At 42.4% G+C, this 18156-nt stretch carries 14 protein-coding genes; 11 read left to right on the top strand and 3 right to left on the bottom strand.

Going from position 1 to position 18156, the window contains the following annotated elements:
* Positions 1 to 11: 11 nt before the first annotated feature.
* From HNQ41_RS09720 to HNQ41_RS09690, 7 genes are all read left to right on the top strand, one after another.
* Positions 12 to 1142, top strand: a complete 1131-nt coding sequence (locus tag HNQ41_RS09720; RefSeq protein WP_184664236.1) for an MBL fold metallo-hydrolase — start codon at positions 12 to 14, stop codon at positions 1140 to 1142.
* Positions 1143 to 1224: 82 nt separating this feature from the next.
* Positions 1225 to 1452: a sulfurtransferase TusA family protein gene (locus HNQ41_RS09715; protein ID WP_184664235.1), complete on the top strand. Its 228-nt coding sequence runs from the start codon at positions 1225 to 1227 to the stop codon at positions 1450 to 1452.
* Positions 1453 to 1530: 78 nt separating this feature from the next.
* On the top strand, positions 1531 to 3204 hold the full coding sequence (locus HNQ41_RS09710; protein ID WP_246421594.1) for a SulP family inorganic anion transporter: 1674 nt from the start codon (positions 1531 to 1533) through the stop codon (positions 3202 to 3204).
* A gap of 1 nt (position 3205) precedes the next feature.
* Positions 3206 to 3472, top strand: a complete 267-nt coding sequence (locus tag HNQ41_RS09705; RefSeq protein WP_184664233.1) for a metal-sensitive transcriptional regulator — start codon at positions 3206 to 3208, stop codon at positions 3470 to 3472.
* A gap of 128 nt (positions 3473 to 3600) precedes the next feature.
* A complete protein-coding gene (locus HNQ41_RS09700) occupies positions 3601 to 4092 on the top strand; it encodes a DsrE/DsrF/DrsH-like family protein (RefSeq protein WP_184664232.1) in 492 nt (163 codons plus the stop codon).
* Positions 4093 to 4296: 204 nt separating this feature from the next.
* Positions 4297 to 4722 carry a hypothetical protein gene (locus tag HNQ41_RS09695; protein WP_184664231.1) on the top strand — a complete coding sequence of 142 codons (426 nt, stop codon included), beginning with the start codon at positions 4297 to 4299 and terminating at the stop codon, positions 4720 to 4722.
* A gap of 194 nt (positions 4723 to 4916) precedes the next feature.
* Positions 4917 to 5363 (top strand): spore coat protein, encoded by a 447-nt coding sequence (locus HNQ41_RS09690; protein WP_184664328.1) that lies wholly within the window; start codon positions 4917 to 4919, stop codon positions 5361 to 5363.
* Between the two features lie 459 nt (positions 5364 to 5822).
* On the opposite strand, the gene HNQ41_RS09685 is transcribed toward HNQ41_RS09690, so the two are convergent.
* Entirely contained in the window at positions 5823 to 6653 is an 831-nt protein-coding gene (locus HNQ41_RS09685) for an S-layer homology domain-containing protein (protein WP_184664230.1), read from the bottom strand.
* Positions 6654 to 6942: 289 nt separating this feature from the next.
* Between HNQ41_RS09685 and HNQ41_RS09680 the strand changes: the two genes are divergently transcribed.
* The gene (locus HNQ41_RS09680) at positions 6943 to 8928 is read left to right on the top strand and encodes an S-layer homology domain-containing protein (protein ID WP_184664229.1); all 1986 of its coding nucleotides are present in this window, start codon (positions 6943 to 6945) and stop codon (positions 8926 to 8928) included.
* A 900-nt stretch (positions 8929 to 9828) separates the two neighbouring features.
* Entirely contained in the window at positions 9829 to 11598 is a 1770-nt protein-coding gene (locus HNQ41_RS09675) for an N-acetylmuramoyl-L-alanine amidase (protein WP_184664228.1), read from the top strand.
* Between the two features lie 243 nt (positions 11599 to 11841).
* Here the strand turns inward: HNQ41_RS09675 and HNQ41_RS09670 are convergent, their stop codons facing one another.
* Positions 11842 to 12753 carry an accessory Sec system S-layer assembly protein gene (locus tag HNQ41_RS09670; protein WP_184664227.1) on the bottom strand — a complete coding sequence of 304 codons (912 nt, stop codon included), beginning with the start codon at positions 12751 to 12753 and terminating at the stop codon, positions 11842 to 11844.
* Positions 12753 to 15128 (bottom strand): accessory Sec system translocase SecA2, encoded by a 2376-nt coding sequence (gene secA2, locus HNQ41_RS09665; protein WP_184664226.1) that lies wholly within the window; start codon positions 15126 to 15128, stop codon positions 12753 to 12755. The genes HNQ41_RS09670 and secA2 overlap by 1 nt, the downstream gene beginning before the upstream one ends.
* Positions 15129 to 15843: 715 nt before the next feature.
* On the opposite strand from secA2, the gene HNQ41_RS09660 reads away from it, so the two are divergent.
* Both HNQ41_RS09660 and HNQ41_RS09655 read left to right on the top strand, forming a co-directional pair.
* Positions 15844 to 16584: a WecB/TagA/CpsF family glycosyltransferase gene (locus tag HNQ41_RS09660; protein WP_184664225.1), complete on the top strand. Its 741-nt coding sequence runs from the start codon at positions 15844 to 15846 to the stop codon at positions 16582 to 16584.
* Positions 16581 to 18152: a putative polysaccharide biosynthesis protein gene (locus HNQ41_RS09655; RefSeq protein WP_184664224.1), complete on the top strand. Its 1572-nt coding sequence runs from the start codon at positions 16581 to 16583 to the stop codon at positions 18150 to 18152. The genes HNQ41_RS09660 and HNQ41_RS09655 overlap by 4 nt, the downstream gene beginning before the upstream one ends.
* Positions 18153 to 18156 lie beyond the last annotated feature (4 nt).

Genomic DNA, 18156 nt, shown 5'->3' with positions numbered 1-18156 from the left:
GGAAACCAAAAATGGCATTACACATGATGGAAGCTTCAGAAGTTGCGAAAAAAGTGATCAACCAAGAAGAGTTATTCATTCTCGATGTTCGGAATGAAGCAGATTTCAACGACTGGAAAATTGAAGGGGAAACGATTGAAAGCATGAACACACCGTATTTCGATTTGATTGACGGGGTAGATGAGGTTTTACCGCAGTTACCCGAAGACAAAGACATTCTCGTTGTTTGTGCGAAAGAAGGTTCATCCGTATTTGTCGCTGATCAAATCGTGGAAGCGACTGGTCGCGACGTCTCCGCCCTCAAAGGTGGGATGAAGTCGTGGAGTGAGCATCTCGAGCCGGTGAAAATTGCTGACCTTGGTGACAACAGTGCACTGTATCAATTCGTCCGTCTCGGTAAAGGTTGCTTGTCGTACATGATCGTCTCTGGAAATGAAGCGGCGATGATCGATCCACTCCGTATGACTGATCAGTATCAAGCGTTTGCTGACAAAATCGGTGTAAACACGATTCACCTGATTGATACGCACTTGCATGCTGACCACATTTCTGGTGGCCGACGCCTTGCAGCGAACAACGAAGGTACGTACTACTTGCCTTCTAAAGACGCAGGTGAAGTGCAATTCGATTTCACACCCGTTGAAGACGGTCAAGAAATCGTCTTCGGGCAAGATGAAGTGACAATTCGCGCTGTATACAGTCCAGGGCATACGATCGGCAGCACTTCGTTTATTTTAAACGACACGTACTTGTTCACAGGCGACATTTTGTTCCTCGATTCCATCGGGCGCCCAGACTTGGCGGGTCTCGCAGAAGATTGGGTTGCCGATCTGCGCGAAACATTGTACGTGCGCTACAAAAAACTCGACCAAAACTTACAAGTCTTACCCGCGCACTTTGCGAAGTTGCATGAGCTAGCAAACGACGGCCGTGTCGTCGCGCGCCTTGGCGACCTTTACGAACACAACGAAGGGCTCAACGTCGACGACGAAGACGCGTTCCGCAAAATGGTGACTGAAAACCTACCACCACAGCCAAACGCGTACCAAGAAATTCGCGAGACGAACATGGGTAAATTGAACCCAGATCAAGAAGAAGAAACCGAAATGGAAATTGGACCAAACCGTTGTGCTGTCTCGTAAACAAGGTTACAGCACCACATTCATGGAAAGTCTGTTGAAAGAGGAACCATTCATTCATTAATAAAAAAAGGAGAGGTTAAACATGAACAGTGATAAATTATTAGATGCAAAGGGATTAGCTTGTCCGATGCCGGTTGTTAAGACGAAAAAAGAGGTGGATCAATTAGAGAGCGGGCAGGTGCTTGAGATTCACGCGACGGATAAAGGCTCAGAGTCCGATATGGTCGCATGGGCGAAGACTTCTGGCCATGAGCTGTTAGCGCAAGAGCAAGATGGGGAAACATTCAAGTTTTGGATAAGAAAAGCGTAGGTCGTTGACATGTGTTGATGTGAGCCGGCTTTCCGTTGAATGCTAGCTCGTTGAAATGGTGTAAAAGGAGCGAAGATGATGGCGAAAGGGTTAACAGGCTTTGAGGCGATGCGACAGGCGAATAGGCAAGACTTGAAGCAAGATGTGGTTGCGGGTTTAATCGTGGCGATTATGCTCGTGCCACAAGGGATGGCGTATGCGATGCTCGCGGGGATGCCACCTGTTACGGGTTTGTACGCGGCGACGATTCCGTTGTTGATTTATGCGTTGCTCGGGACGTCTCGCCAATTGGCGGTTGGCCCGGTGGCGATCGTCTCGCTCCTTGTATTTAGTGGGGTCTCCGAATTGGCAGAGCCGGGCTCGGCTGAATATGTCGGACTCGTGTTGCTGCTGGCACTGATGGTTGGGGTGATCCAACTCGTGTTAGGTTTTCTGCGCCTTGGTGCGGTGACGCGGTTGATGTCACATGCAGTGATCAGTGGGTTTACGTCAGCGGCGGCGGTGATCATTGCGTTTAGCCAGTTGAAGCACTTGCTAGGGTATGAATTTGTCCATGATGCAAGTCCAGTGTTGATGGCTGGTGAGGCCGTGACGCGTTTGGATGACATTCATGTATTGACGTTGTTATTGGGTGTCGCCGGTGTCGTTTTATTATTGTTGTTTAAACGAATACCGAAAATCCCGGGTCCACTCGTTGCCGTCGTGTTTGGAATTTTAACGGTTGCGAGTTTACAGTTGGCCGACAGTGGCGTGGATATTGTCGGTGATGTGCCGGCGGGTTTACCGCCAATAAGTTTTCCGACGCTTACGATGAGTGCGGTCGTTTCTTTGCTGCCAACAGCGGTAGTGATTGCGATTATCGGTTACGCTGAGTCTTATGCGATGGCAAAAATCATCGCTGCGCGAGAAAAGTATGCACTTGATGCGAACAGAGAATTGATCGGACTCGGTTCTGCAAATTTGGCGACGACGTTTTTTTCTGGATTTCCGGTTACAGGTGGTTTTTCTCGTTCGGCGGTGAATTACGAGTCGGGGGCGAAAACGCCGTTTGCTGGTATCGTCAGTGCTTTGTTTGTTTTGCTCGCGTTGTTGTTTTTCACATCGTGGTTTTATTATTTGCCACAGGCGATATTGGGCGCAATTATTATCGTCGCCGTTGTGAAATTGATCGACGTGAAAGAAGCGGTTCATTTATGGCGCATTCGTCGTAGTGATGCGGTCACACTCATGTTGACGTTTGTGACGACGCTTGTGTTAGGGATTGAGCTGGGGTTAGTGACAGGTATTATTTTTTCATTGTTGTTATTTGTTTGGAGAAATGCGTTTCCGGATATCGTGGAACTCGGTTACCGTGCCGAAGAGGGTGTGTACCGCAATCCAGAGCGATATCCAGATGTAGACATTGACCCGGAAGTGCTCGTTTGTCGCATGGATGCACCGCTATATTTTACGAATGTACCAGAGTTAGAAGAACAGTTGCAGAAACGGTTGGACGCCCGTCGGGAAATTCGTGGAATTGTGCTTGATTTCAGTGGGATCAATGATATGGACGCGGTAGCAGCTGATGAACTTAAGGCGTGGATGAAAGAACGAGTGGAGCAAGGTTATCAGATCGCGATTGCACGTGCGAAGGGACCGGTTCGTGACGTCATGAAGCGAGCGAGCTTTTCCGATGTGATCGGGGATGAGGCGATTGCGCATGTCACCGTCGACAGTGCCAAAGCTGAGCTCAAAGCGAAAGGAGGGGTTTAAGATGGGAGCGAGTCATGATGAAAAGATGAAAGGGCGCCTGCGTCGCGTTGAAGGACAAATTCGCGGTGTCATGAAGATGATGGATGAAGAAAAAGAATGTCGCGACCTGATCTATCAACTTTCCGCTGCGCGCTCGGCTCTAGATAAAACGATGGCACTCATCGTCGCACAAAACTTAGAACAATGCGTCCGCGACCGTATCGTTGACGGCGAAGACACAGATGACGTTATGGAAGAAGCTGTGAAACTACTCGTGAAGAGTCGGTAGAAAGAAGCGGGGCGCTTTAGCTAGGTGAAGGGTAGGTGCTACTTCGGTAGCACCTACCGTGCACCACTTTAAATCGTTAAAGTGGTGATCCGGTAAGAAACTGAACGTATTGAAAGGGTGGAGAGAAGATGACAACAGAAGTAGACAAAAATCAAAAGTTAACGATGATCGTCTTTGACGGTGATTTAGATAAAGCGATGGCTAGCTTCATTATCGCAACAGGAGCGGCTGCGATGGGCAAACAAGTGACGATGTTCTTTACATTTTGGGGACTAAACGTCCTGCGTAAAGACGAATCAGCCAATGTGAAGAAGCCATTTTTAGAAAAAATGTTTGAGCGCATGATGCCGCGCGGACCGAAAAAGCTCGGTCTCTCAAACATGAACATGGCTGGTATGGGGCCGAAAGTGATGAAAAAAATGATGAAGGAAAAGAACGTGTCCAGTTTAGATGAACTCATTGAAATGGCTCAAGACTTGGATGTGAAAATGGTTGCTTGCACGATGTCGATGGACGTTATGGGGCTTACACAAGAGGAATTGATCGATGACCTCGACTATGCTGGTGTGGCGTCGTACTTGTCCGAAGCAGATGAAGCAAATACGAATCTATTTATCTAGGAAAATATGCTTTAGTAAGGTAAAGGGTAGGTGCTACTTCGGTAGCACCTACCCTTCATTACGTTACACCGCAAAAGCAACTAGGTATACGCTCAAAAATTTTCGTAGGTTGTCAGAATGTCTCATGTGCCTATACCGTATACACACCCTTTTTGTCCTTTGCGAATAATTTACATAAGAAGGATAAAAGAAGAGGTGAAAGTTATGAAAGATGAACAGCAGAAGATGATGAGTCTTATGGTAAGAAAGATCCTCCAACGGCATAATGTTGACTCAACTAGTCAACTTGATGATTCGGAAAAAGAACAGTTGCAAGACATTGTGACAAAAATTCAAGGGCAAGTAGAACGTTTTCTTGAAGAACATGAGAAAAAGATAACGGAACAAGACTTCCCAGAGGAAAATCAAAGTTCAAACAATACAACTAGTCGCGGTGTTGAAATTACAGACGGTGATGATGAGGCGGAAGGAGAGAGTCAAGTAAATGTACAACAATCCCCGCCAAATAATGAGATCGTCAATCAACAAACGAGGAGCGGTGGGGCGCGATTTCAAGCACCTAACGACGTGAGCCAAGTGAAAATGTGGAAAGAAAGCAAGAAAAGAAGCAAAAGAAGAAGAAAAAAATAGATTGTTCTTGCTTTATCGTAGTAAAGGGTAGGTGCTACCAAAGTAGCACCTACCCTTTACCACACTAAACCACAAAATCACGCCTTTATTAAAAATAGACTCCTAACTTCAGCACTTTCCTATACGTTGTCCCCCTCATACACATATTGTGATATAGAACGATATGGAAAGGGGGATTCAAGGTGAATCAAGAAATGTATTATTCACCAAAAGATAAAAAGAAGCGTTGGTCAGCACTTGACCCGGATGCATGCCACCCAACAAAAAGAGTTGAAGATACCCAAGAAGCAAACCAACAAAACAAAACAATGCAGCTATCAGAGGAATATATCTATATTAAAGACTCTTGCGATGTAGCGATCAACTCAACGGACACAAAAGCAGCACTTTCATTACAAGCGTCACTTCAAGCAGCGATTGCTGTGATTATTAGCATTGCCGTTGCAGACAGTAATGAAGCTGAAGAAGTAACACAAGAGTTACTTCAAACATCAAAAATTAAACAAAAAACGTTCCAAAAAACTGTTGTTGAAAACTCTCGTAAAGTAGACGTAACAACAACAGACACGCAAGTAGCTGCAAATATCCAAATTCTTTTACAACTATTGGTCGCGCTCGTTGTAGAACTAGAAATTCTTTAATTTCTAGCTAAAAAGGAGGCGAACCTGTAGAAGGAATGCCTTCTACGAGGTAAGCCTCCTCTTTCGCAGACGAGCGTCCTGAAGATATCGACAATGAGGAAATCCTTGATGGAAAACAATTTGTCGGTGATTTATACGACCCAACTGTACGAGTTCGTTTGAAGTAGAAGAAGGGAATGGGAAGCGTTATTACGTTTCCATGATGGATGATGCAGTCTTAGAGGGACAACATGCGAGTATGAACCCTCACACATTAACGGTTGAAGCAAACGAAAACGTCAAGAAAAGTTACGAATCACAGATGCCTCTACGTGAAAACGTAGGGGCTTTTTATATCAGAAAAATTTGTAAAAAAACCGACGCATATCTTTATGCGCCGAGTCTTTGTTGAGTGAAACGAACTGATAGTTCGTGTTGACACTTTGTAATTTGAGTTTTACGATCACGTTCACAAGCGATTTAGTCGATCATTTTAAAACGGTCATCGAGCACTCTAGCAAGGAAGAGGGCAAGTTCACCGCGTGTTACTTCTTGGTTAGGAAAGAAATGTTCTCCAGCCTGTGTCGTGATGGCATTTTTGGATAAAATGTTGATATCCGTGTAAGCCCAATGATCCACCGAAACATCTTCAAAGCTGGCAAAACCATATGCTGGAGCTAGGTCATATGTACGGTTTAGAAGAGCGGCAACTTCACTTCTTGTCATCCCGTCATCTGGGCGCAAAGATTGGTGATCTCCTTGAAGCATATTATTGATGACAAGTGTTGCTAAAGCATTATAAGCCCAGTGCTCTTGATTTAAGTCATTAAAATCGTTTGCTAAATCAATCTCCGCACCTTGCTCGTAAAAGTTATCCCAATTTCTTTCTGTTACAATCATGTGTGCAACTTCTGCACGTGAAACGGGTGTATCTTTTTGAAAGGTGTTATGATCATATCCTTCAATGATTTCTCGTTCATATAGAAATTGAATTTCTTCATAAGCTTCATCATCTCGATTGATGTCTGTAAATGGCAGTTTATCTTCGTCAATTTCTTCTAAATCTTGGCTTGCTTCTTGTTCCTTATCAAGTTCAGTGTCGTTTTCACCATTTACTTCTTCAATTTTATCGCTAATTTCATCAACCTCATCGATTTCATCAATTTCATCAATTTCATCAATTTCATCGACGACTTCAACCTCGTCCTCAGCGTCTTGATCGTTATCCTCGGCGAACACAGGGGGGGTGATGAAGAAAGTCGAAAATAAAATCGTTACGCCTAACGCTATTTTTATTGCCTGCGTGTGCATGTGGAAACGAACCTCCTTAAAAGGGGGGGATAATCAATTTTCTCTTCTTTTACTATATAACATGAAAAGAAAGAATGATAGACGTGCTGACTAATATGTGTAAATGGCCGTTCGTCATAGCCCGAGATTACGAAATAGTACAAAAGTATAGGAAATTTGCAGATTCATATCTAACATTCCAGAAATCCGTCTCATCTTGTATAATAGTTTTGGAGATAAAGAGAGACGGAAAAGGTTCTGAAAAGCGATGAATGAATAAGTGATTCGCTAGAAAAGGAGAGTATCGCTCGTGAAAAAGACAGTATCGTTATTAATCGGAACGGCTTTTGTTATGTTTCCAATACAGACAATAAGTGCGGATACACCTAAGGACATAAAAGGTCATGTTTTGGAAGCGGAATTAGAAGAAGTGATTGATTTAGAGATTATGAAGGGCTATGGAGACGGACGCTTTGGTCCAGATGATGATGTTACTCGTGCACAGTTTGCCACCTTTTTAGCAAGAGGAATGGACCTTCCAGAAGTGACTGACCTTGATGAACGTTTTCCAGATGTCGACAGTCGATACGAGGAAGATAATGAACTTAAGCTGGGGATTTACAGTGCTCACGGGGCCGAGCTCATTCAAGGTTATCCATCAGGCGATTACCGTCCTGAAGAGAATATTTCTCGTCAAGAAATGGCCTTGATGATTGACCGTGCGTTAACGTATGAAGGTGTAGAAAGGGAAACGGCTTCTTTACAATTCATAGACCAAGGAGACATTCAAGAGGACTTTCTAGAAGCGGTCTCAACCAATGCGCATCATGAGATTATTTTAGGGCATGAGCTTAGTGATGGCAGCTTTGAGTTTGCGCCACAAGATGATGCGACACGGTCTCACGCTTCAGCTTTTATCGTCAGGATGCTTGATGTTGTCGAAAAGCATGGCTCAGCGGATGAAGAAGATGTTAAAGATGAGCATGAGTCTGATGAAGATGTTAAAGATGAGCATGAGTCTGATGAAGAGGAACTACATGAAGATGCCGTTTTTCAAATTGCCACTTTGAATGGTGATGGAGAGTATGTAAGAGGCAAAGAAATGTACGACACTTATGATACGGTGATGGAATATTATTCTGGCGATGATGAAGTGATTTACATAGGTTCAAAGATTGTCACAATGCCAGGAGGGTTAGTCACATCCGCGCCTTCGTCTGGAAACTTTATAACCGTCATCTACGGAGATGAACAATTGAATAATCAGCAAACGTACGTATCGTCAGGATCTGAAATGAAGTATTTAGAAGGAAATGATGAATGGATTCGTGTTCAGTATGGAACGGATGATTTCGTCGGCTATGTTCACCCTACAGAAGTAGAGCTCATCCCTGAACCAATCGTAAATGGAGAATCAACTTACGTGGTCGTAGATGGGATGATCCAACATCATGGCTATGACCATCGAGAAAACCGTACATGGCGTTATGAGGTCGGGCCCAAAGCTTCTGAAATGGAAAATGGAGAAACTTATAAAAGTTGGGATGGTTTCCATTTTGTCGGTATAGATAATGATAATGTTATTGACTATCCGTCTTACTTCAATGTCTTGCCTGTTCACGTTCCGACAAACTATACTGCCGATGACTTAGATCAGTACGTTGCCGAGGAAAAGTCGGAGGACAATCCGTTATATGGTCTTGGGGAAACATTTATTGAGACGCAAGAAAAATACGGCGTCAATGCATTATATATGTTTGCGAAAGCGATACACGAAGCTGATTGGGGAGAAAGTGAAATCGCTCAAGAAAACAATAACTTATTTGGTTTAAATGCCGTTGATAGTGACCCACGTGGGCAAGCAGATGAGTTTGAGAGTTTAGAAGATAACATCGATTACCTTGGAGACTTTATATCATCTCATTACATTGCGCATGGGAATGGTCGCTATAATGGCGCAATGCTCGGTAATAAAGGCGTAGGAATGAACGTTAATTATGCTTCAGACCCTTATTGGGGCAAAAAGATCGCTGGTCATATGTTCCGCGCGGACAAAGCGCTCGGCGAAAAAGATTACGGACAACAGCTCATCGGAATGACGACAGGAAGTAACTTAAATGTTCGTTCTGAGCCAAATGGAACGATCCAATTTCAATATGAACAAGCCGGAAAGTTCGTTGCAATTATTGATGAGGTAGAAGCAGGCGGCGATGTTTGGTATCAAGTGCATTCCGATGATGGAGAAGAAGAAAAAGCTTATATTCATGGAGACTTTGTTGAAACTTTTGAATATTAATCACATGAATGAATTTCATAAAAGATGATGTAAAGATCATTTCCGAACATGGATTGTGATTTTCACTGCAGGCGGACGCTTTCCCAAGGGCTTGTCTTCAGCTAAATTCAGCGCCAAAAACCGTCGCTGAATTGGATCTTTAGACTGCGCTTATCCTTTGGGCGTCGCCGCCTTTCGTTTCAATCACTCTTTTCCAAAACGAACGTTAACCTTTGCGATAACTATTACATTCGTGATGTTTGTTAAAAGCCTTCATTATGAAATTGGTTCACTAGAAAAATAAATAGAACGAAAAAAGATCGTCACTTTCTCATTTGCGTCACATTTGTTCTCGCACAAATTAACGTAAATGGGAAGTGACTTTTTTATTGAAGGAAGTTAGTAAGCGCATGTTTACATTCCTATTTAACATTCAGTACATCACGCTCCTGAGTAGGATCCTATAGGATCAATTTATTGATATATTTCAAATCAATTTCATCATTCAAAATAGGATATTGAAATCGGAACGAATAATGAAAGGGGCCTCCACTTCAGACGTACGCTTTCCCGGGGGCTTGTCTTCAGCTAACTTATGCTCGGTCAGGCCTTGCATAAGTGGATCTTCAGACTGCGCTCTATCCTCTGGGCGTCGCCGTCTTTCGTTTCAGACACCTGTTATGATCCGTATATGAAATGAAAATCAATAGATATTATTCGTTTTATTTCTCATAAATCGGCATGATCAAATTGATTCATTTCGATGAATAATTTCATTTTTCATTCATTTGTTGCATTTTTTCGACCTAAAGCACATGGAATTCTTAAAATATGATATATTTTTTATACGTACAATAACGATAATGGAAGTAGATCCATATTTTAGTTATTTCATAATCGTATATTAAAGGAGGTCTAAGCTTGAGAAAGCTTCGGGTTGTTTTAGCAACAGGAACGCTCACTTTTATTATGTTTTCTTCTTCAATCACCGCGGTTAGCGCACATGAAGAAGGGATGATCACAGGAAACAACGTTAATATTCGGGAAGCACCTTCTCTGGAAAGTCAAGTCATCGGTCAACTCCATGAGGATGACAAACTAGATGTTTATGAGGATGAGGATACTTGGGTTAAAGTTTCTTTTGAAGGCGAAGAAGCCTATGTACACGGGGACTACATAGCCGTTGAGGAAAGCGAAGAAGCAGAGCAAGATTCCAGCGATGAAGCTGACTCTTCGGAATCAGAACGAGAAGATGTTCCGGTTATTGTTAATGACGAACGCTTATCGCTTCAGAGAGAACCGGTATTTGATAACAATCGACTCGTTGTTCCGTTTAGAGCAATCAGTGAAGAACTGGGTGTAGATGTCGGATGGAAAGACGAGGAACGAGAAGTCCATGCCGAAAATGGCGACATGCATGTCGTATTTGATATTGATGAAGAAAAGACGTTCGTTAATGGTGAAGAAGATAAGAGTGTCGACCCACCACCACAGATCATCGATGATTATACGATGATTCCACTTCGCTTCTTTTCAGAAACATTCGGTGCCGATGTTAGTTGGGATGAGGACGAACGAATAGCAGAAATCACTTCTCCTGATTTCATTGATGAAGAAGAGGTGAAGTCGGCTGAAGAATGGGCATACGATGTTGAGGAAATGGTTGGTGAAGTCACGGCTACAGTGTTGAATGTCCGTGAAGGACCGTCACAGTCAGAGGAAGTCGTCGACAAAGTGGAAGAAGGTCAAGAAGTTGATGTATTGGCATTAGAAAATACTTGGGCGAAAGTCGATACTGATGAGGAAATCGGTTATGTACATACGAATTACCTAAATTTAGAAGAAGGTGATGAATCGGTTCGTATGTTAGGTGGCCTTGACATTAAAGAAAATGATGACAGATCCGTCCTTTCCTGGTTCAAAATAGGCGGCTTAGATATCGATGTTGAAGAAAAAGGTCAACAGTTATACATAGAGACAGATGCAACGGACGTACATGAAAGTACTTTCGACGGTGATCATATTAAAGATTTACGTGTTGATGAACATTCAGATGGAACGGACATCGTCGTCGAAGTAGAGGACAATCATTCGTTTGTATATAGAGAAACGTTAGGTGAACTGGTTGTCACCGTATTACCACCAGGTTTAGAAGGCAAACGAATCGTGATTGACGCTGGACACGGTGGCAGTGATCCAGGAGCGATCGCAAATGGCCTAGAGGAAAAAGAAATCGCCAAAGACGTTAGCCTTCGAATTGAAGATTTATTAGAAGATGAAGATGTTGATGTTATTATGACGCGAGATGATGATACGTTTGTCGAATTAAATGAACGGGCAAATATTGCCAACGATGAATTTGCCGATGCATTCGTTAGCATACATGCCAACTCAGCAGCTAATGAAAGTGCCCGAGGGTCGGAAACTTTTTGGAATTCACATTACAGTTCCCTCCAAAGTGAAGCGTTGGCAGCAGGGATTCAGCAACAATTAATCGACACTGTTGGAACAGCTAATCGTGGTGTTTTCGAAAGAAACTTCCACGTGGTTCGCTATTCGATGATGCCTAGTACATTAGTCGAATTAGGTTTTATGACAAACCCAGCTGATGCAGAAAAACTAGCAAGTGATTCTGATCGTCAAAAAATGGCTGAAGCGGTTGTTGAAGGCTTAGAAGAGTATTATGAATAAGTACGGTACGAAAAAAGGTCAGATCTTCCAACCTAGTAAATAGGTGAAGATCTGACCTTTTCTATGAAATGAGTGGTAGCAAACGGACATAGGTTCCGCTATTTGCTATAAAACTTACGAAATGAGAGGCAAAATGAGCGAATAACGGAACATAGGTCCGCTTCGCGCCTTATAATCTACGTTTTGACACAAATAACGGAATGAGTATCCGCACCCGCACCAGAAACCGAACTCTCCGCAAGGCTATGCTTTCTTTTGCGGAGGGTACACTTTCCAAGTACTTAAGTCTGGATCTTGTTTTTGAATTAATTCTGCAGGGAAGACAAATGTCCACGGTTTACTCGTATTCCCTTTAATACTAAATTCCTCAAGCTTGAAACCACCTTTAGCAATAACCTCACCAGATGCGTCTTCAACTAGTAAAGGGACTTGCTCAAGGTTGACGGTTTTCTGACTACCATTTCGAATTAATAGTGTAATATGCAAGGATCCTTCTTCTTGGAACTTTGCTTTTAATCCGAGGAAGTTTAATTCACCAGGCTTTGGTGGTTCCATCCCTTCGACCATCTCTTTCAACTTATCGAGGTCTTTCGTTGCAAGAGACTTTTCCCAACTATCTGCTAAGTCTAGGCTATGTTTACGAGAGGATGGTGTTTTTTGAAAGGCAAGCTTCCATCCTTCAGAAGGAACCTCGGTGCTGAACAATTCATCTTTCTTAAATTCAAATGTCCAAGGACGGCTACTCGTGGGTGGCAATTCACCTAAGTCTGTTAAGTCAAAGTTTTTGCGACCAAGCACTTCATCATTTTCACCAAGTAAAACGATCGTTGCATCCCAAAGCCTGATTGTTTTAGAAAGGCTTTGACGAATAAATACTGTAAACTGAAAGCTATCCTCTGTTTCTTCCGATTGAATCCCTGCAAGTGACAGTTGATTTGGTTTTAGATGGGGGCATTCCAAGTTGAGAAATTGGAATGCGTACACATCTTCTTTCGGCATTTGCCATTCAGGGTGAATGGAAAGATCAGTTTCAACGGCACCATTTTCATCCACGTTTGAATCGCTCTCTTCTACGAAATCCTCAGATGACACGGTGCTTTCTTTTCCCTCAAAGCGATGTTCGTTATCTTTGTTCTTTTTAAAAAATGGTAGCATTATTTTTCCCCCTTATCTGAGTCGAATAAAGGTCGAAGTACTTTCGTTAAGTGCATGCTGACGTCTTTTTCAAGGGACGCATACATTTTCTCAAAAAGCTCGTAACCTTCACGTTGATAAATGCGCATAGGGTCTTCTTGGCTGTAACTTCGTAAGCCGATACCTTCTTTTAGTCGCGTCATATCGTCTAAGTGACCGAGCCAACGCATGTCGATCGTCATGAGTAAGATCTGTTTTGTTTTTGCTTCAACTTTGCTGTTGATGTCCATGGCTTCGATTTGTGAAATATAACGCTCTGCACTTTCTTTTACCGTATTGACAACTTCTTTTCGTTCATCAACTTCTGTTGGCTCGATGTAAAACGACTCGTGAATGAACAAGTGGTTCAAGTCGCTATTTAAAGATGAAAGAGACCATTCTTCTGGGATTTGATAATCTGGGCAATATTGATCAACAATTTGCATTGCAGACGATTCAATCATTGGTTTTGCGATTGATAATGGTTCTTCTGATTCAAGCACTTTATTACGAAGTTCATAGATGACATGTCGTTGTGAGTTTACGATATCATCAAGTTTAAGCGTGTATTCACGAGCTGCGTAGTTCGCGTCCTCACAAAGACGTTGAATTCCCTCGACAAACTCACTTACTTCCTTATCTAAAATGAGGCCATTTTCATCAGACGTAAGTGATTTCTGCCATTCTTCGACTTCGTCGCGAGCGAAACGTTTCATCATATCGTCTTCGATCGATAAGAAAAATTGCGAAGAACCAGGGTCGCCTTGACGTCCAGACCGGCCTCTTAACTGGTTGTCGATCCGTCTGCTTTCATGTTTTTCTGTTCCTAAAACATGAAGTCCGCCGACTTCGCTCACACCTTCGCCAAGCATGATATCTGTACCGCGACCAGCCATGTTTGTCGCGATCGTAATTTGATTTTTTTGCCCAGCTAGTGAGATGAGTTTCACTTCATTTTCGATACTTTTTGCGTTTAAAATTTCATAAGGAAGTCGCATTTCATCAAGATAACGGGCAACAGTTTCCGATTGAATAATCGACGTTGTTCCAACGAGAACAGGTTGTCCGTATTCATGGCGTTTTGCGACTTCCTTGGCAACAGCAAGATACTTTTCGTCGACTGAGCGATAAATTTGGTCAGGGTAATCTTCACGGATTTTTGGTTTGTTCGTTGGAATTTGAATAACGTGCATGTTGTAAAGCATTTGAAACTCTTTTTCTTCCGTTTTCGCAGTACCTGTCATTCCTGAAAGGGCATTGTACATGCGGAAGAAGTTTTGAATCGTGATGGTCGCTTGCGTTTTGTTTTCTTCGGTAATCTCTAATCCTTCTTTTGCCTCAATCGCTTGGTGTAAGCCATCGCTGAGGGTACGACCTTCCATAATTCTACCTGTGTACATATCAACGAGCTTCACTTGTCCTTCATCGACGATGTAATCAACATCACGTTCAAACATCACACGCGCACGTAAACCTTGGAGAACAAAGTGGTAAAGCGTTTGGTGGTCAAGATCGTAAAGGTTATCGATGCCAAATGACCGCTCAATCTTTGTAATCCCTTGGTCCGTAAAGTTCACCGAACGCGCTTCACGGTCGTAAATATAATCCTCGTTTTCTTTGAAAGACTTCGCTACCTTTGCGCAAATATGGTAGAGCTTTGGGTTCACGGTCGTTTTACCAGCGATAATGAGCGGGGTTTTCGCTTCATCGATTAAAACACTGTCGATTTCATCAATAATCGCAAAGTTGTACGGGCGTTGACAGACGCGGTCGCCCAGTTTATAAACCATGTTATCGCGCAAGAAGTCGAACCCGAATTCGCTCCCAATTCCATAAGTAATATCGGCTAGGTAAGCTTGCTTTTTTTGAGCGGGTGAAAGGTTTGGTACATTCAAGCCAACAGTTAAACCGAGAAATTCATGCACTTTTCCGATCAAGTCTCGGTCACGTCGTGCTAAGTATTCGTTAACAGTAATGACGTGGACGCCTTTTTTCTCCAGGGCTCTTAAGTAACTTGGCAATGATGCAACTAGCGTTTTTCCTTCTCCTGTCGCCATTTCAGAGATGTTGTTGTCATTGATGGCAAGTCCACCGATCAGCTGTACATCATAATGGCGCAGACCTAATACACGCTCAGATGCTTCACGGACGACAGCGAAAGCTTCCGTTTTCAAGTCGTCAAGCGTTTCACCATTTTCTAAGCGCTCTTGAAATTGATTTGTTTTATTTTTTAGTTCATCATCAGAAAGCTTTTTCATGCTTGGTTCTAATTGATTAATTTCTTCTACAATACTTCGATATTTTTTTAACTTTCGGTCTTGCTCTTCACCGATGATTTTTTTCATAAAGCTTAGCATGCAAATTCGCTCCTTACTTCCAAATAAAAAGTAAACCTCTAGGCTCGCAGAGATCGTTATCATTTGCCGAATTCATTGACTTCGTTTTATAGATTGTTATTTTATGAATGTTGTCAAAGATATAGAAAGAATGCCGTTTTAAACCGACTCTATTTAATATGATTTCATCTTAATATCGTAATATACCATCGTCTAGTATAGCACGAATAAAAATAGATTTGGATAGGCGGAAAGAAAAGGAAGTGCAAAAATAAAACTCGTTTTGTCGTTTTTCTCTTGTTTCAATGATATTGAGGTATAAAATGGGAGGAGCAGTAGGTTTTTATGATGCCTGGGGTGAAGTAGCAACCCTTTATGTTAAAAAGGGCTGATTCCAATTGAAGTTGAATTTTGATATATTTAAGAAGTGAATGAATTTCATAATAGATGATGTAAAGATCATTTCCGAACATGGATGGTGATTTTCACTGCAGGCGGACGCTTTCCCAAGGGCTTGTCTTCAGCTAAATTCAGCTCCACAAACCGTCGCTGAATTGGATCTTCAGACTGCGCTTATCCTTCGGGAGTCGCCGCCTTTCGTTTCAATCACTCGTTTCAAAAAACGAATGTTAACCTTCATGATAACTGATTCCATTCGTGATGTTTGTTAAAACACTTCATTATGAAATTGGTTCAAGCGTAACAGTTAAAAGTTTGATTAAAAGTTGGTGAAAAGATGACAAAAGATCGCACAGTGTCGATTTTAGGTGTGAACTTTATACATATAAATTTACGTCAAATGATCGATCGATTGATGGAACATGTTAAAAATGAAGAAAAGAAGTTTGTCGTCACTGCAAATCCGGAGATTGTCCTCCATACATTAGAAGATGAAACATATAAGAAGAATGTTGAAAAAGCAGATTATGTTACCGCAGATGGGATCGGCGTTGTCAAAGCAGCACAGATGCTAGGACAACCTCTCCCTGAACGAGTGACGGGATTTGATATGTTTATGGGCATACTCGAAAAAGCTAATGAACAAGGGAGCTCCGTGTATTTGTTAGGGGCAAAAGACGAAGTACTCCAAAAAACGAAACAAAATATGAACAAACAATTCCCGAATGTTGAGATCGCAGGGAGTCACCATGGATTTTTTGATTGGGAAGACGATGCGATCATTCGCGATATTCAAGAAACGAAACCTGATTTCATTTTTGTCGCATTAGGTTTCCCTCGTCAAGAGCAGTGGATTGCCGAAAATATGCCCTATGCAGAAAAAGGGATATTCGTAGGGATTGGTGGAAGTTTTGACGTATTAGCAGGTGAAGTCAAAAGGGCGCCAGAAATTTGGCAAAAATTAAATTTGGAATGGTTTTACCGTCTTTCGAAACAACCAACACGTTGGAAACGAATGTTAGCTTTGCCGAGGTTTGTTGGTAAAGTGATGTACCAGAAAGTAAAGGGGTCAAAATGAGCAAAGGTTTTTTAAATGGTGCGATTATCATTAGTGTTGCAACACTTGTTTCTAAAATACTCGGTAGTGTGTTTCGAATCCCACTGCAAAATATCGCGGGAAATGAAGTATTTGGTATTTTCTCGCTCGTTTACCCTGTCTATATGGCTGTTCTCATTTTGTCTGTGGCAGGGATCCCGCTAGCGATTTCGAAACTCATTTCTGAAGCGCGTGTAAATGGTGATGAGAGGCAAATACGAGACATTTTCGTCACTGCAAGTATTTTAGGTGCTAGTTTCGGTTTGATTAGTTTTATTGTCATTTATGTTTTATCCGAACCGATTGCGGAGCTCCTAGGTGGTTCGTATGCGACACTATCGATCATCGTCGTTTCGGCTACGCTACTTGTTGCACCTTATATGGCCGTATATCGTGGTTTTTTTCAAGGGTACGATGATATGAACCCGACGGCCATTTCGCAAGTTTTAGAACAATTTGTTCGGGTCACCATGATCTTGGTGATTGCTTATGTCCTCGTCGCGCAAGGTTATTCTGAGGAAATCGTAGCAGCGGGTGTCATGATTGGATCGATTCTCGGGGCGTTATGTTCACTCATCTATTTAAGGTGGATTTTCCTTCGTTCAACGATTAAGCCAATCTCAAGCGAACCATACAAATTTCAAACGTTCCGCACGTGGGCAAAGAAGATTCTCGCTCTTTCACTACCCATTTGCGTGGGGGCGCTTGCGATGGCTTTGCTTAATTTCATCGATTCGATTACAGTTCCGCAACAATTGCAAGCGATTGGTTATCGCGAATTAGCGATTGCTGATTTATTCGGTATTTATGGTCGCGGAACGGCACTTGTACAAATTGCCGTTGTTTTCTCTAGTGCACTCATCTTACCGCTAATCCCTTTGATTACAGGTTCATTAGCCAAAGGTGAAATAGATCAGACGAGGTCGATGATCGAAAAAGCACTTAAATTTACGCACATGTTTTCTTGGCCAGCAGCGATGGGGTTATTTGCTTTAACATTACCGATTAACTTCGGCTTTTTCGGTGACTATGAAGGAAATCCCGTGATTGCGATCGTTCATTTTAGTGCCTTATTTACATCCTTTACAGTATTAACAACAGGCATCTTACAAGGAATGAACAAATCAAAACAAGCCGCATGGATTGTGACGATTGGTGCCGCTTTAAAAGTGATTTTAAACATTGTCCTTATACGTAACTTCGGTTTAATAGGCGTTGCGTGGTCTACACTTATTGTCTATGTCCTTGTATCAGTATTGAATATTTCCTGGATGTATAAAGGGATTCCTTTTAAAGTGTGGGCGAGAAGTCACACCGTTTTCGCGGTGTCATCGCTCATCATGGCGCTTGTGATTGTGGCACCGACATTTTTCATGGATCCAATGAATTGGTCCAGAGGTTTTGCGTTAGGATACGTTGTAATCATGGTTATGGTTGGTGCGCTTGTATATGGTGTGCTTATTTTAGCGTTAAAAGGGTTAGGTAAAGAAGAACTTCAATCATTACCTGTTGTCGGTAAATATTTTCGTTCAACAGTAGAGGAACAATAATAAA

The organism is Texcoconibacillus texcoconensis (assembly GCF_014202575.1).
Lineage (GTDB): Bacteria > Bacillota > Bacilli > Bacillales > Salisediminibacteriaceae > Texcoconibacillus > Texcoconibacillus texcoconensis.
Note: the sequence above shows the minus strand (reverse complement) of the source record. Positions and strands in the feature narration are given on the sequence as shown.